Here is a 14,948-nt window from a genome sequence, read left to right as displayed (position 1 = left end):
TCGAGTCAGCACCGCTCGACGCGGTCGGCCGTCGCCGCGTCGAGCCCCGTTTTCACCGCCGACAGCGCGTCCTCGGGCACGGCGAACCGAACCGTCTCTTCGCGCCACTCGACCAGCGCGACGCCGTCGGCGTCCCGGACGAGGAGGTAGGTCACCTCGTCTACGAGCGTCGTGACGGCGTCGAACGTCTCGCCGGTGAGCGGCACGGTGCCGGCGGTGTGGTCGCCGTCGACGGTGACGTCGGCGTGGCCCGAGAGCGTCTCTAGTTCGAAGCGTGGGCGCCCGGTGAGGCCCGCCCGCCGACCGACGTCGAGGTACACGAACAGTTCGTCGGGCCGACGCGGCGACGCGTCTAGCACCGCCGCGAGCGCATCGACCCGCGCCTCCGTGTCGCCTGCGGGCGGGCGAACCCGAAACCGTGGCCCGTCGTCGGGCCACGTCGGCGTTCCGGTGTCCAGTCCCGCCTGTTCCCACGCGTCGACGATGGCGTCGGTGAGGCGGTCGACCCCGACGGCGTCGATGGCCTCGGCCATCCGGTCGGCGTCTGACTCGGTGTCCATCTCGTCCATACGCCAGCTTCGTGACCGGTGCTGTTGTGGCTGGTGGTCTGTCCGCGTTGGAACCCTTTTGTACGGCCCCGCCCTCTCGTCGCGCATGCACATCGCCGTCGTCGGTGCGGGGAGTCTCGGGACCCTCCTCGGGGGGTTGCTCGCCCGCGAACACGACGTGACGCTGGTCGGCCGGGAGCCACACGTCGGCACCGTCGAGCGCGAGGGACTGGACGTGGTCGGCGCCGAATCCGTCCACGTCGACCCGGCGGCCGACACCGACCCACCGGACAGCGCCGACCTCGCGCTGGTGGCGGTCAAGAGCTACGACACCGCCGACGCCGCCGCGGCGCTGACCGACTGCTCGCTCGACGCCTGCCTCTCGGTCCAGAACGGGATGGGCAACGAATCGACGCTCGCGGCCGAACTGGACTGTCCGGTGTTGGCGGGTACCTGCACCTATGGCGCCAGACTGGCCGATCCGGGTCGGGTCGAGTTTACCGGTCGCGGCGAGGTGGTGCTGGGTGCCCGCGAGGGCGGCCCTTCGACGCTTGCCGACGACGTGGGTTCGGCGTTCGACGCCGCCGGCGTCGAGACGACGGTGGCGACAGACATGCCGACGCGTCTCTGGGAGAAACTGGCGGTCAACGCGGCCATCAACGCGACGACGGCACTCGCCCGCGTCGAGAACGGCGCGCTCACAGCGGGGCCGGGACGCGAACTCGCCGCCGACGCCGCCCGCGAGACGGCCCGCGTGGCCCGCACGCAGGGTGTCGACCTCTCGGCCGAGCGCGCCGTCTCGCTGGCCCGACGGGTGAGTCGAGACACCGCCGCCAACCGGTCGTCGATGTTGCAGGACGTCGAGGCGGGCCGGCGAACGGAGATAGACGCCATCAACGGCTACGTCGTCGAACACGGCGAGGGGACGGTGCCGGTCAACGAGACGCTGACGCGGTTGCTTCGACTGTGGGAAGCGGGGGACGAAGGCGACGAGCAATCGTAGCGAGCGGTCGAGTGAACCGCCCGCTCGAACGGCGACGCGGTGACCGAAGTGTCCCGCAGAGCAGCGACGCGACCAGCCCAGTGCGGTGACGACCAGTGGTTGGGCCGACGTAGTTTCTCACGCTCTCGAATCGCGTCTTCGGTCGCTCCCCGTCGATATCCCGCTCTGAACTGGCCGTAGGTGCCACCTACCGCCGCGCTGTGTCGTCGCCGGGGCCGAACCAGTAGCTGACTGCTCGACTGTCCACGTCTCGAACGGACGAGCCACCGACGCGTGCTCAGTCCCAGTCGGCGGGCTGTTCGACCTGCTGTCGAGAGATGCCGAGCATCTCGCGGGCCTCGTCTGGCGTCGCCACCTCCCGGTCGAGTCGGTCGATGATCTCGACGGTACGCTCGACGAGTTGCTGGTTACTCTGTGCCTTCTCGCCGCGGCGGTAGTAGAGGTTGTCCTCCATCCCGACGCGGACGTGCCCGCCCAGCAGGACCGCCATCGTCGTCAGCGGCAGTTGGTGTGGGCCGATGGCGAGGACGTTGAACTCCGCGCCGTCTGGGATGTTATCGACCATGGTGAGAAGCGTCTGCGGGTTCGCGGGCGTGAACGACCCGCCGAAGATGAGGTTGACGTACGGCGGTTCCTCGACTATCCCCTCGTCGACGAGCCGTCTGACCTCGGCGAGCTGGCCGGAGTTGAACACCTCCAGTTCCGGCTTGATGCCTTTCGATTGCATCTCGACGGCGAGGCGCTCGATGTTGTTTCGGGTGTGGTTCGTGATGATGTGTTTGTCGCGTTTGAACGGCCCCAGATCGAGGGAGGCCATCTCCGGCGGGGGGTTCGTCCGGATTCCCGCGACGCGACGCTCGTAGGGGCTCTGCCCGCCCGTGGTGTTCTGGACGATGATGTCGTCGCAGTGCTCTCGAACCGCGTCGTTGACCGCCTGAAGCCGCGATGCGTCGTTCTCACCGTGCTCGTTCCGACCGTGGAGGTGGGCGATAGACGCCCCGAGGTCCTCACAGGCTGCTACCTGTCGGGCAATCTCGTCTGGCTGCTCGGGCAGGTTCGGATTGGCGTCCTTGCCGTGGACTGCGCCCGTGGTGGCAACAGTGACGATGACCTTCTTTTGCCGGTGGTAGTCGTCGTATGGCACTGGTATCACTCGCACCGTTCGGCACTTCGTTACAACACGGCTATCGGCCTTAGAAGGCTGGTAACGACCTTATACGTGTAGAATGGCCACCATAACCAAACGCGCCGGGGCTGTCGTTCACGGCGATGGTCTGCCCACATCTCGACTACCGAGACACCGACGGGGAGCACTCGTTCGACCACGAACGGCCCTACTGTGAGATACAGGGGGCGTTCGTGTCGCCGATGGCGGCCGACCTGTGTAACGACCGTGCGCACTTCGACCACGAGACCCACTGCACTGTCTATCAGCGACACCACCTCGGCAGCGACCAGTTAGTCCCCGGTCTGGACCTCACCGATGCCGACTAGGGCGCGGACCGTCGAGCGACGCCAGTCCGACGACGACTACACGATTCGGTGGTACCGGCCCGAGGACCGCGAGGGGTTCATGGCGCTGCACGAGCGCATCTGGCCGGAGTATCCCAGCGGGTGGTTCGACTGGAAGTTCGCCGACAACCCGTATCTCCCGGAGGCACCCATCGTCGTCGCCGAACGCGACGGCCGGATAGTCGGCGCGCGCCCGAACCTCGCCTTCCAGATGCGGGCGGGTGACACCTACCACACAGCCATCCAGTCCTGTGAGACGATGGTCCACGAGGACCACCGCCGACGAGGCCTGTTCAGTCGGATGAGCCAGCGCCTGTTCGAGGACTACGCCGACGGCGGTGCCGACTTTACGTTCAACGTACCCAACCAGATGACGACCGCTGGGCTGGCGAAACTGGGCTGTGAGATAGCCGGCGAACACACCACGTACTACCGCGTGCAGGACCCCGCGGCCTACGCCGGCGTGGACAATCGACTCGCCGCCGTCGCCGGCGACCGGGCCGCGCGGACGTATCTCCGGGCCCGCGGCCGCCGAGTCGACGTACCCGACGAGGTGAGCGTCACCCGCCACACCGAGATACCGGCGTCGACGCTAGCCCGCCTCTACCGACGGCGCCCGCCGACCGAGATTCACGCCTACCGCGACGAGCAGTTCTTCGAGTACCGATTTGGCAACCCGCGGTGGGAGTACACGGTCTACACGGCCCGTCTCGGGGGTCGGCCCGTCGCCGGCGTCGTCACGGGGACACGGGAGACGGAGACGGGACACGTCACCAACGTCGTCGACGTGGTTCCGTTGCTCGGCGACGCCGAACGCGACCGGGCGCTCCCGGCCCTGCTGGACCGGCTGCTCGCCGACCACACCGACTCGACGGTGATCGCGGTTCGCGGCGACGCTATCCCGCCTGCCCTGCTCGCGGCCTTCGGGTTCCACAGCGACCAGCGCCTCCCGCTCCGACCGCTTGCGACCCCGACGACGATGATAGTCTCGCCCATCCCGCCGGACGGCGACTGGCGCGTCGCGGGACGGGACCTGCGTGACATCTCGAACTGGCGGCCGACGTTCGTCGAACACAACACGACCTAGGAACGAACGAGGGCGAATTCACGTCCGACTACCTCGTCACGCACGAACAGCCGGCAAGCCCCACTGACGGGTCGTCACGTCGGCCGTGTCTGCCAGATGCAAGCAGTCTGCCGACACCCTATCGCTAGTTCCGCTTCAGCACGTACAGCGCTGCAGCGCCGCCCAGCAACAGCGCGAACACGTAACTCGCGACCCGATAGAGGATAGCGATGACCGTCGCGTCCGTCTGGCCGATACTCGTCAGCGCCACCACGAGGACGACCAGCGCCGTCTCGACGGCCCCGGACCCGCCGGGCGAGGGGACCAGTCCGGCAAGCGTCGACGCCGGGACGATGAAGAACACGAGCAGGACCGTCAGTTCCGCGCCGATGGCCTCCGCGGCGAAAAAGAGCGGGAGCGCGAAGAACACCCACCCGACGTACGAGAAGAACAGCGCTTCCACGAGGGCGCGGCGGTCGCGGGCGATGCGCTGGAATGCCTGTTCGGTCTCGCGCAGTCGCTCTCGAAGGCCCGCGAGCGTGACGCGCGGCGTCTTTCTGGCCAGCGGCGCGACCACGTCGAGCAGCGTCTGGCCGAGTCGCTTTCGGAACCGCCAGCCGACGGCGGCGACGACGGGGACGCCCACCGAGAGGACGACGAGGCCCCCGGCCAGCGGTTCGATGGCCTCGGGGAGCGAACTCCCGTACAGCAGGGCCGCGAAGCCGACGCCAGCGAACGTGACGAACGGGAACAGGTTCAGCAGGTCCGCCGTGACGACGCTCGCGAGGCTATCCTGATAGCTCGCCTCGGTGTCCCGCGAGAGGACGTAGGCGATGAACGGTTCGCCGCCGGCCTGTCCCAGCGGCGTGACGTAGTTCGCGAAGGTGGCGGCGTAGTAGGTGACGACGAGACGGGAGAACGACTCGTCGATGCCGGCGACACCGAGCACTATCTGCCACGCCTTCCCCCACGCAGTGAGACAGAGCGCCGTCGAGACGCAGGCCAGCGCCAGCCACCCGAGGTCCGCCCGAAGGAGGCCCGCGACGACGTCGGCCGTCCCGACGAAGTCCACGAGGAGGTAGACGACCAGCCCCGCGACGGCGAAACCCAGCAGTATCTGGGCGACGGTGCGTCTGTCGGCAAAGTCGAGGGCGGCGCTGTCCGAACTCACGTCAGTCGATGTAGCCGAGGTCCTGCAGGCGGTCTTTGGTGTCGTCGTCCATCTCGTCTAAGACTTCGCCGTCGGCCCCGTCGGCCTCGTCCGGCCAGTCGGCGTCGACGTCCTCGATGAAGGCCCACAGCGCGTCTTCGAGGTGGGTGGGTTCGGCGTCGGTGCCGACGAGGTTCTCCGTCTCGCCGGGGTCGGCGGCCACGTCGTAGGCCTCGTCGGGGATGCGGGTACAGTGGATGTACTTCTCGTCGGCGGTACGGGCCGCGCCCATCCGGGAGTAAAAGCGGGACTGCTCGTCCAGTTCGATGCCCGCCGACTGGGCTTTCCCCTCTAGCTGGCGCAGTTCGACCACTGGCTGGTGGTACTCGACGAAGCCAACCTCACCGCGGGGCACGCCGCCTACTTCGCCGGCGAACTCGCGGTAGTCCGCCGACAGCAGGGAGCGGGCCGACTGGAGCGACTCGCCGCGGCCCTCCGCGCCCGCCGCGTCCAGAATCGTGTGATAGAGGTCGACCAGTTCGACCACCGTCTCGTCGTCCCGACCCGGTTCGACGTCGGGGTGTTTGACCATCAGCGGGACGTTCACCAGCGGGTCGTAGATGCCGAACTCGTGGCCGTAGAGGCCGTGTTCGCCGAACAGTTCGCCGTGGTCCGCACAGACCACGACCGTCGTCTCGTCCCACTGGCCCGTCTCTTTCAGGTGTGAGAACAGACGGTCTAGCTGGTCGTCGATGTGGGCCAGTTCCGCGTCGTAGAGGCCCTTGATGTCGGCCCACTCCTCGTCGTCGATGTCCCGGGCGCCGCAGTTGTACTCTTTCGAGTTCTGGCACACCTCCGTCGAGTCGACGCCGGGCGCGAACTCCTCGGCGTACTCCTCGGGCGGGTGGTAGGGGAGGTGTGCGTCCATCAGGTTGATGAACGCGAAGAAGTCGTCGCTCTCGTCGACGAAGTCGATGGTCTTGTCGATGACCTGCGGGGTCTTGGTGTCGCCGCCGCCACCCTCGGCGAGGTGTTCGTGAATCTTGTTGCCGACCTGCACGAGTCGGTCGGCCACCCCGCGCAGGGTGTCGTTGTCGTTCATCGTCTTCCAGAGGGTCGCCAGCGGGCCCGAGAGGAGTTCGCTGGGCATTATCTGGAAGAAGTTGTCGTGGTCGTCGAACCCGGCGGTGAGGTTCGTGTAACTGGTAATCCACGCGTTCGAGGAGTAACAGGCGGTGTCGTAGCCCGCCGCCGACAGCGACTCAGCGAGCGTGGTCGACCCCTCGAGGTAGGGGTTCTCCTGCGTGGCCTCGTGTTCGCTGGGGTACTTCCCGGTGAACAGCGAGGCGTGGACGGGGAGCGTCCACGGGGCCGGCGCGACGGCCTGTTCGAAGACGGCGGCCTCCTCCGCGAACTCGGCCAGCCGTGGCGTCGTCTCCATGTCGGGGTCGTAGACGGACAGTCGGTCCTTCCGGACAGTGTCCAGTACGACGAAAAGCACGTTCGACCCGCCCGTGTCGGTCATACTGGGACCATCTCCGCGACGACGTTAAAACGGTGTGATTTCTGCCGACAGTGTGACGACTCGCCGACCAGAACTGCCCTAACAGACACTCTACGTCCGTTTCGGGGCGGATTCCGGTTCGCGCCGACGGCGTCGGGCATCGCCGTCTTCGGGGGCAAGACGTATGCCACACCGCCTCGCCCGAGCGAGTATGACACTCGGAGTCTGCTACTTCCCGGAGCACTGGCCCAGCGAGCGCTGGGCGACCGACGTCGAACAGATGGCCGAGGCGGGCCTCGAATACGTCCGCATGGCCGAGTTCTCGTGGGCGCGCGTCGAACCGGAACGGGGCGAGTTCGACTTCGATTGGCTGGACGAGGCCGTCGAACTCGTCGGCGATTACGGCATGGAGGCAGTGCTGTGTACGCCGACGGCGACGCCGCCGAAGTGGCTGGTCGACGAGCATCCGGATATTCGACAGGCCGACGCCGACGGGACTCCGCGCGAGTGGGGGAGCCGCCGGTTCACCTGCTTCAACTCGCCGACCTACCGCGAGGAGACCGAACGCATCGTTCGGACGATGACCGAACGGTACGCGGACGACCCCCACGTCGCCGGGTGGCAGGCCGACAACGAGTACGGCTGTCACCGGACCGTGCGGTGTTACTGCGAGGACTGCGCGGCGGCGTTCCGGGAGTGGCTCGAATCGACGTACGGCGACGTCGAGACGCTGAACGAGGCGTGGGGCAACACCTTCTGGAGCCAGCAGTACCCGGACTTCGCGGCCGTCGACCCGCCGGGGCCGACGCCGGCCGAACACCACCCCTCGCGCCTGCTGGACTACTACCGATTCGCCAACGACAGCGTCGTGGAGTACAACCGCCTGCACGCGGACCTGATTCGCGAGGCGAACGACGACTGGTTCGTCACGCACAACTTCATGGGCGACTTCCCGACGCTCGACGCCTACTCGCTTTCCGACGACCTCGACTTCCTCGGATGGGACTCCTACCCGACGGGGTTCGTACAGGACCGCCAACCCGGCGAACCCACCACGGACGAACTGCGGGCCGGCGACCCGGACGAAGTGGGGATGAACCACGATATCTACCGCGGTGCCAAACGGGCGCCGTTCTGGGTGCTCGAACAGCAACCCGGCGACGTGAACTGGCCACCCCACGCCCCGCAACCCGGGGCGGGTGCGATGCGTCTGTGGGCCCACCACGCCGTCGCCCACGGCGCGGACGCGGTGCTGTACTTCCGCTGGCGCCGCTGTCGCCAAGGGCAGGAACAGTACCACGCCGGCCTGCGAAAGCAGGACGGCAGTCCAGACCGGGGATACCGCGACGCCGCCGCCACCGCGCCGGAACTGTTCGACCTCGCGCCCGTCGACGCGCCCGTCGCACTGCTCCACGACTACGAGAGCCTCTGGGCCACGGAATCTCAGCCGCACTCGCCCGACTGGCACTACTGGTCGCACCTCCGGGCGTACTACGACGCGCTCCGGGCGCGCGGCGTGCAGGTGGACGTCGTCCCGCCGTCGACCGACCTCGACGGCTACGCGGCCGCCGTCGCGCCGACGCTGTACCTCGCGGGCGAGGACCTCGCCGCCCACCTCACCGCGTTCGTCGAGGCCGGCGGCCATCTCCTGTTGGGCGCGCGAACCGGCGAGAAGGACCCGTACAACCAACTTCACGAGACGCTGGCGCCCGGCCCGCTCGCGGACCTCGCGGGGGCGCGCGTCGCCCGCCACGAGAGTCTCCCCGAGCAGTTCGACACCGCCGTCGAGTACCGCGGTGAGGCCTACGACTTCCGGACGTGGGCCGGGTGGCTCGACCCCGCGGCGGCCGAGACGCGCGGCCAGTACCGGAGCGGCGAAGCGGCCGGCGAACCCGCCGTCGTCCACGACAGCGTCGGCGACGGCACCGTCACGACCGTCGGGTGCTGGCCCAGCGAGGGCCTCGCGGACGCACTTGCCGAGGACCTGCTATCGACCGCGGGCGTCGCCCACACGGCCCCGCTCCCCGACGGGGTGCGCGCCGCAGAGCGCGACGGCTACACGTGGGTCACCAACTTCACGAGTGAGCCACGGTCACTCGCCGTGCCGGCCGACGCCGCGTTCGTCGTCGGCGACGACACCGTCGGCGCGTACGACGTGGCCGTGGTCGAGTCGCCTCTCGGCGTGGTCGGGCTCGAATAATACTAGCGAAAATAGAAGTCTGCATAATATAAAGAAATCTGACTATTCTACCACGTCTCGAATGGTAGTGACAGAAAATACGGTCTAGAAGTATCAAAGGCGTCGAATACGGCGATAGAAGGCTGTCGATTCGAGGACGACACTGGTCTTCCTCAACTCCTGATGTATCGAGAGCAGAATCGGTGCAGTGGGTGGAAAAACGCCGAAAAGCTCGACCAGCCGCGTACGGTATGATGTATCGTTATAAACTATAGGATTGATAGTAAGAAATGAAACTACTTGCGCCACTCGGTCGGTCCCGCCGACTCCCTCGCCCGACCGACGAACTTCGTTTCTCCGGAGCCGTTCATACCTCGTGAACGCGGGCGCTCCCGTACTCCGCGGGAAAGCGATAACACGGGTACTTCTGTTAGCATTCGTGCGGAGGCCCGTTGTCTGTGTCCTCACGGCCGGTGCGGTCGTTTTCTCCCGTGTCCGGCGTCTCGACGAGGTATCGCCAGACGAGTTTGTGTCACGTCCACGTCCGCCATCCGTTTCCACATCGTGAACGGTCGGTTCGAGGTTCGGCCGTCTCGAGGTGACCGACGCCCCGTGGCGCACCGACTTCGTGTGAAATCTCCGCACGTTCGCATACCGTGAACGACACGCCGCACTACGGACGCTCGTGTGGACACAACGGTTAAATACGGCATCCACAAACTCACGGACGATGACACCGACACCGTCACTCGCTTCGTGTGGTTCCGGACAGTCAGTACCCCGGCGACGGCGGGACGACTCGGCGACGACTACCACGACGCTCCAGACCGCCCACCGATGACTGACAGCACCGTACGGACGGACGGCGGCGACGCGAACCGAATCGTCGACTACGAACTGTTCGAGGTCCCGCCCCGGTGGCTCTTCCTCCGTATCGAGACGGCCGACGGCACCGTCGGCTGGGGCGAACCCGTCGTCGAGGGCCGCTCGCACACCGTCGGAGCGGCCGTCGAGGAACTCATGGACACCTACCTGCTCGGGGAGAACCCCGAGAACATCGAGGACCACTGGCAGACGATGTATCGCGGCGGATTCTACCGCGGCGGTCCCGTCCTCATGAGCGCCATCGCGGGCATCGACCAGGCGCTCTGGGACATCAAGGGCAAGCAACTCGGAGCGCCGGTCCACCAGTTGCTCGGCGGTGCCGCCCGCGAGCGCATCCGCGTCTACCAGTGGATCGGCGGCGACCGGCCCTCGGACGTGGCCGAGCAAGCCCGGGAACAGGTCGACGCCGGCTTTACCGCCCTGAAGATGAACGCGACCCCGGAGATAGAGCGCATCGACGACCCCGCGACCGTCGAGGCGGCGGTCACCCGTCTGGCGGAGGTACGCGAGGCCGTCGGCGACGAGGTGGACATCGGCGTCGACTTCCACGGTCGCGTCACGAAGCCGATGGCGAAGCGGTTGGCGAAGGCGCTGGAGCCGCACGAACCGATGTTCATCGAGGAACCGGTCCTGCCCGAACACAACGAGGCCCTGCCGGACATCGCCGCCCACACGACTATCCCCATCGCGACGGGCGAGCGGATGTTCTCCCGGTGGGACTACAAGGAGGTGTTCGAGGACGGCGCCGTCGACCTGATTCAGCCGGACCTCTCGCACGCCGGCGGCATCACCGAGGTCAAGAAGATAGCGTCGATGGCGGAGGCCTACGACGTGGCGATGGCGCCACACTGCCCGCTGGGCCCCCTCGCGCTGGCGTCCTGCGTACAGGTCGACGCCTGCTCGCCGAACGCGCTCATCCAAGAACAGAGCCTGAACATCCACTACAACGAGACGACGGACGTGCTGGACTATCTGGCCGACCCGTCGGTGTTCGAGTACGAGGACGGCTACGTCGCCGTCCCGGACGAACCCGGCCTCGGCGTCGAAATCAACGAGTCGTACGTCCGCGAACAGGCCGAGAAAGAGGTCGACTGGCACAACCCGGTGTGGCGACACGACGACGGCAGCGTCGCCGAGTGGTAACGGCCTGACCGGTCGGGCACCCGTCTCGCGCCGACGGCCGAGCGACGACCTTCGCCCGTCGTCCAGAGGATATTTCTCGGTCGGGCGCGCAGTGGCGATGGATGGTTTCGACAGACCCGACTGCGAACGCCGTACCGAACCGTCACGAACAGCGCGTCGTCGTCGTCACGGGGTCGACACGGGGCATCGGCGAGGGCGTCGCCCGTCGCTTCGCCGCGGAAGGTGCCTCAGTGGTCGTCACCGGCCGCTCCCGCGATCCCGGCGAGGCCGTCGCCGCGTCTATCCGCGAGGACGGCGGCGAGGCGACGTTCGTACAGGCCGACATGCGCGACCCCGACGAGATCGAGGCGCTAATCGACCACACCGTCGCCGAGTACGGCCGCGTCGACGTCCTCGTGAACAACGCGGGCGTCCAGACGGAGACGACGGCGAGCGAGGCCACCCTCTCTGACTGGGCGTTCGTCGTCGAGACGGACTTCCGCTCGTTCTGGCTCTGTACGAAACACGCCGTCGAGGCGATGCCAGAGGGCGGCACCGTCCTCAACATGTCCTCGAATCACGCCTTCCTGACGATGCCCGGACTGTTCCCGTACAACGCCGTCAAATCGGGCATCAACGGACTCACGCGGGCGATGGCGCTGGAACTCGGGCCCCACGGCATCACAGTCAACACCATCAACCCGGGGTGGATAGAGATAGAGCGCACGCGAGACGAACTGGGCGACGACTACGAGTACACGGAGGAGATCCACCCCACTGGGCGCCTCGGCACGCCCGCCGACGTCGCGGGGGTGGCCGCGTTCCTCGCCAGCGACGACGCGACGTTCGTCACGGGTGAGAGCATCCTCGTCGACGGTGGGCGGAGCCAGGTGATGCAGGACGGACTGTACCGCGAGTACCGAACCGGGGTCGAGTGAGTCCCGGACGGGACAGCACGCCACCGCGCTTTCGGATACGCGTACGGGCAGCGAACCAGCAGGGGCCGACGGTACCGACCCGCCGATGCGGAGACGAATATCGGCCGCTCGATGCTGTCGGTCGCACCGTCGGACACCGGTTCGTGTGAGTGGGTCGGTTGCCTGCGCACACAACTACGTGCGAACTGGAGTGTCCGACTCGGTGGCCGCCGTCTGTTCACGTATCGGAAACGGATGCGCCCCGTTCGACCGTTCGGTCCCCGTCGCGAGACGCCGCGTGGAGCGTGGCAAGATTTAACACCTCCTACAATATTGGATGTGGCATGGGCGAATTAGCCATACAGAACCTCACCAAGATATTCCACGACGACGGCGGCGATATCGTCGCCGTCGACTCGTTCGACGCGGAGATAGACGACGGCGAGTTCATTGTACTGGTCGGCCCCTCGGGCTGTGGGAAGTCGACCACGCTGCGGATGATAGCCGGACTGGAGACTCCCACGGAGGGAGACATCGTCCTCGACGGCGAGACGGTCACCGAGAAGAAACCGAAGTCGCGCAACATGGCGATGGTGTTCCAGTCCTACGCGCTGTATCCGCACATGACGGCCCGCGAGAACATGGCGTTCGGGCTGAAGATGACGACGGACCTCTCGGAGGACGAGATAGACGACCGGGTCCAGAACGCGGCCGAGATGATGGGGATCGGGACGCTGCTGAACAAGAAACCGGACGAACTCTCGGGCGGCCAGCAACAGCGCGTGGCGCTGGGACGGGCCATCGTCCGTGAGCCGGAAGTGTTCCTGATGGACGAGCCACTCAGCAATCTGGACGCCAAACTCCGCACGCAGATGCGGACCGAACTGCAGGAACTCCAGCAGGAGTTCGACGTGACGACCATCTACGTCACGCACGACCAGACCGAAGCGATGACGATGTCCGACCGCATCGCCGTCCTCGACGACGGGCAACTCCAGCAACTCGGGACGCCGCTGGAGTGTTACCACGAACCGGCCAACCAGTTCGTCGCCGGGTTCATCGGGTCGCCGTCGATGAACTTCTTCGGCGTCGAACTCGACACGTCGGGGCCGACGCCGACGCTGGTCCACGACGCCTTCGAGTACGAACTCGACGACGACGTCTACGCCGACATCGAGGGACACGGGTCGCGGTTCACGCTGGGTATCCGCCCCGAGGACGTGAAGGCGGTGCCCGAGGGCACCCACAACGCTCTCTCGCCGACGGTGCAGGTCACCGAACCGCTCGGTGACGTGAGCTACGTCTACCTCGACATCGCCGGCGAGCAGTACACGGCGACGCTCGAAGGCGACATCGTCATCGAGTCGGGCCGTACGCTCACCGTGCAGTTCCCGCAGGACCGCATCCACGTCTTCGACGGCAAAACTGGCGAAGCGCTTCGAAACCGCGCCCCGCCGGACAGCGACGACGTCGAGGCGCTAGTCGGTCTGGACGACGTCAGCGGCGTCGAAATCGGCGTCGAGTGAGCCACTCGCCCGGCAGTCTTCTCGTCTGCCCTGTTCGAGGACTCGGGAGCGTCGCCACTCGCTTCGAGTGGCGACTGGAGAAATGATAGCACGCTGTCGGTGACGCGTCGTCAGTGGAGCGCTGGGAGGTACGCTTCGTTGGCGGCGAGCAGTTCTTCGGTCATCTCGTGAATCTCCGGGAGGGTCAACTGGGCCGCCGTGAGCGGGTCCTGTTTGACCGCGCGGTGGATCTTCTCGCGGTCGTTTTCCAGTGCGCCCTCGACGACGAGTTGGTAGACGTTGGTGTGTTGCTGGGGGAAGGTGCGGACGGATGTGGGGAGTTCGCCGACCGAACACGGGTGGAGGCCGGTGCCGTCGACGAGGACGGGGACCTCGACGCAGGCGTCGGTCGGGAGCGACTCGATGGCGTTGGTCTCGTTGCTGACGTTGAGGTTGAACCGGCGGGTCGTATCCGTCTCGATGGAGTGGATGAGCCGAGATGCGTACTCCTCGGAGCGTTCGACGCCCACTTCGTCCAGATCGACGCCCAGTTCGGGGTCGTCGCGTTCCTCAGAGCGTTCCTGCCATCCCTCCAGGTACGTCGCGGTGGGCATCCGCTCGGCGTAGTCCGTGCCGGTCAGTTCCTCGATGGTTTCCTCGTCGGTCCGGAAGTACGGGACGTACTCGGACATGTGGTGGGAGGATTCGGTCGGGAAGTAGCCGAAGTGTTTCATCATCTCGAAGCGCACGGTGTCGCGCTCGTACGTCTCGGGGTCGTCGTAGGCCTCGCGGAGGTCGGGATAGACGCTCTCGCCGTCGTGTGTGGCTTCGAGGAACCACGCGACGTGGTTGACGCCCGCGACCCAGTACTCCAGTTCGTCCTCGGGACGTCGACGTAGTCGGCGATGGCCTCGGCGGTGTGGGGGACGCTGTGACACAGCCCGACGGTCTCGATGTCCGTCGCCTCGAACATCGTCTGGCAGAGGATGGACATGGGGTTCGTGTAGTTCATCAGCAGGGCGTCGGGACACAACTCTTCCATGTCGTTGGCGAGGTCGAGCATGGTCGGGATGGTCCGCAGGCCGCGGAAGATGCCGCCCGGTCCGATGGTGTCGCCGATGGCCTGTTCGACGCCGTACTCCTCGGGAATGCGTATCTCGTTCTCGAAGGGTTCGGTGCCGCCGACGTTGATCATGTTGAGGACGTAGTCGGCGCCGTCGAGCGCTTCGACGCGGTCGGTGGTCGATTCGACCGTCGCGTCGAGGCCTTCGTTCTCGACCATCGCCTCGGCGACGCGGGTCGTCTGGTCGAGTCGATGCTCGTCGATGTCCATCAGCGCGATGGTACTGTCGTTCAGGTCGTCGAACGAGAGGATGTCCCCCACGAGTTTCGTGGCGAACACCATACTACCCGCTCCGACGAAGGCAATCTTCGGCATGCACCATACTTTCCTGCATTCCAAGTAATAAACCTACTGCCGTGTGGGTCGCTGTCGCACCCGTTGTCCACGGTCAATCAGGGGAAACTATAAATAGGGATAGGGCAATGTCCCTGCTA

Annotated in this window: 11 protein-coding genes and 1 pseudogene; 7 read left to right on the top strand and 5 right to left on the bottom strand. The window is 66.5% G+C overall.

All coding sequences use genetic code 11. The features are described from left to right. Positions 1-5 precede the first annotated feature (5 nt). Complete coding sequence (locus G9465_RS01320; protein WP_166966813.1) at positions 6-569, bottom strand: hypothetical protein; 564 nt, start codon at positions 567-569, stop codon at positions 6-8. Between the two features lie 85 nt (positions 570-654). Between G9465_RS01320 and G9465_RS01315 the strand changes: the two genes are divergently transcribed. Then, positions 655-1,551, top strand: a complete 897-nt coding sequence (locus G9465_RS01315; RefSeq protein WP_166966811.1) for a ketopantoate reductase family protein — start codon at positions 655-657, stop codon at positions 1,549-1,551. Between the two features lie 277 nt (positions 1,552-1,828). On the opposite strand, the gene G9465_RS01310 is transcribed toward G9465_RS01315, so the two are convergent. Then, positions 1,829-2,695 carry a 3-keto-5-aminohexanoate cleavage protein gene (locus G9465_RS01310; protein ID WP_166966809.1) on the bottom strand — a complete coding sequence of 289 codons (867 nt, stop codon included), beginning with the start codon at positions 2,693-2,695 and terminating at the stop codon, positions 1,829-1,831. A gap of 125 nt (positions 2,696-2,820) precedes the next feature. Here G9465_RS01310 and G9465_RS01305 point away from each other — a divergent pair, with 125 nt between their 5' ends. Together G9465_RS01305 and G9465_RS01300 are read left to right on the top strand one after the other, a co-directional pair. Then, positions 2,821-3,045 carry a hypothetical protein gene (locus tag G9465_RS01305; protein WP_166966807.1) on the top strand — a complete coding sequence of 75 codons (225 nt, stop codon included), beginning with the start codon at positions 2,821-2,823 and terminating at the stop codon, positions 3,043-3,045. Next, positions 3,035-4,150 (top strand): GNAT family N-acetyltransferase, encoded by a 1,116-nt coding sequence (locus G9465_RS01300; protein ID WP_166966805.1) that lies wholly within the window; start codon positions 3,035-3,037, stop codon positions 4,148-4,150. Before G9465_RS01305 ends, G9465_RS01300 begins: the two co-directional genes overlap by 11 nt. Positions 4,151-4,274: 124 nt before the next feature. Here G9465_RS01300 and G9465_RS01295 read toward each other — a convergent pair whose 3' ends face one another. Both G9465_RS01295 and G9465_RS01290 read right to left on the bottom strand, forming a co-directional pair. Then, complete coding sequence (locus G9465_RS01295; protein ID WP_166966803.1) at positions 4,275-5,300, bottom strand: lysylphosphatidylglycerol synthase transmembrane domain-containing protein; 1,026 nt, start codon at positions 5,298-5,300, stop codon at positions 4,275-4,277. A 1-nt stretch (position 5,301) separates the two neighbouring features. Then, positions 5,302-6,804: a sulfatase-like hydrolase/transferase gene (locus G9465_RS01290; protein WP_166966801.1), complete on the bottom strand. Its 1,503-nt coding sequence runs from the start codon at positions 6,802-6,804 to the stop codon at positions 5,302-5,304. Positions 6,805-6,994: 190 nt separating this feature from the next. Between G9465_RS01290 and G9465_RS01285 the strand changes: the two genes are divergently transcribed. The 4 genes from G9465_RS01285 to G9465_RS01270 all read left to right on the top strand — a co-directional run bounded on the left by G9465_RS01285 (position 6,995) and on the right by G9465_RS01270 (position 13,412). Continuing rightward, positions 6,995-8,983 (top strand): beta-galactosidase, encoded by a 1,989-nt coding sequence (locus G9465_RS01285; RefSeq protein WP_166966798.1) that lies wholly within the window; start codon positions 6,995-6,997, stop codon positions 8,981-8,983. Positions 8,984-9,799: 816 nt separating this feature from the next. Continuing rightward, positions 9,800-10,990: a galactonate dehydratase gene (gene dgoD / locus G9465_RS01280; protein WP_166972835.1), complete on the top strand. Its 1,191-nt coding sequence runs from the start codon at positions 9,800-9,802 to the stop codon at positions 10,988-10,990. Positions 10,991-11,091: 101 nt separating this feature from the next. Further along, positions 11,092-11,907, top strand: coding sequence for an SDR family NAD(P)-dependent oxidoreductase (locus tag G9465_RS01275; RefSeq protein WP_166966796.1), 816 nt, complete (start codon positions 11,092-11,094; stop codon positions 11,905-11,907). 323 nt (positions 11,908-12,230) lie between these two features. Then, positions 12,231-13,412 (top strand): ABC transporter ATP-binding protein, encoded by a 1,182-nt coding sequence (locus G9465_RS01270; RefSeq protein ID WP_166966794.1) that lies wholly within the window; start codon positions 12,231-12,233, stop codon positions 13,410-13,412. Between the two features lie 110 nt (positions 13,413-13,522). Here G9465_RS01270 and melA read toward each other — a convergent pair. Continuing rightward, positions 13,523-14,829: pseudogene (melA, locus tag G9465_RS26220) on the bottom strand (alpha-galactosidase). Positions 14,830-14,948 lie beyond the last annotated feature (119 nt).

The organism is Haloarcula sp. JP-L23 (genome assembly GCF_011602445.1).
GTDB classification, from domain to species: Archaea; Halobacteriota; Halobacteria; order Halobacteriales; family Haloarculaceae; genus Haloarcula; species Haloarcula pellucida.
This window is presented reverse-complemented; position numbering and strand designations above follow the sequence as displayed.

What these genes read in the sequence shown, in the direction of transcription:
- G9465_RS01270 (WP_166966794.1), top strand. Translation starts at nt 12,231, where the DNA reads ATGGGCGAATTAGCCATACAGAACCTCACCAAGATATTCCACGACGAC.
- G9465_RS01315 (WP_166966811.1), top strand. Translation starts at nt 655, where the DNA reads ATGCACATCGCCGTCGTCGGTGCGGGGAGTCTCGGGACCCTCCTCGGG.
- G9465_RS01290 (WP_166966801.1), bottom strand. Translation starts at nt 6,804, where the DNA reads ATGACCGACACGGGCGGGTCGAACGTGCTTTTCGTCGTACTGGACACT.
- G9465_RS01305 (WP_166966807.1), top strand. Translation starts at nt 2,821, where the DNA reads ATGGTCTGCCCACATCTCGACTACCGAGACACCGACGGGGAGCACTCG.
- G9465_RS01320 (WP_166966813.1), bottom strand. Translation starts at nt 569, where the DNA reads ATGGACGAGATGGACACCGAGTCAGACGCCGACCGGATGGCCGAGGCC.
- dgoD (WP_166972835.1), top strand. Translation starts at nt 9,800, where the DNA reads ATGACTGACAGCACCGTACGGACGGACGGCGGCGACGCGAACCGAATC.
- G9465_RS01285 (WP_166966798.1), top strand. Translation starts at nt 6,995, where the DNA reads ATGACACTCGGAGTCTGCTACTTCCCGGAGCACTGGCCCAGCGAGCGC.
- G9465_RS01300 (WP_166966805.1), top strand. Translation starts at nt 3,035, where the DNA reads ATGCCGACTAGGGCGCGGACCGTCGAGCGACGCCAGTCCGACGACGAC.
- G9465_RS01275 (WP_166966796.1), top strand. Translation starts at nt 11,092, where the DNA reads ATGGTTTCGACAGACCCGACTGCGAACGCCGTACCGAACCGTCACGAA.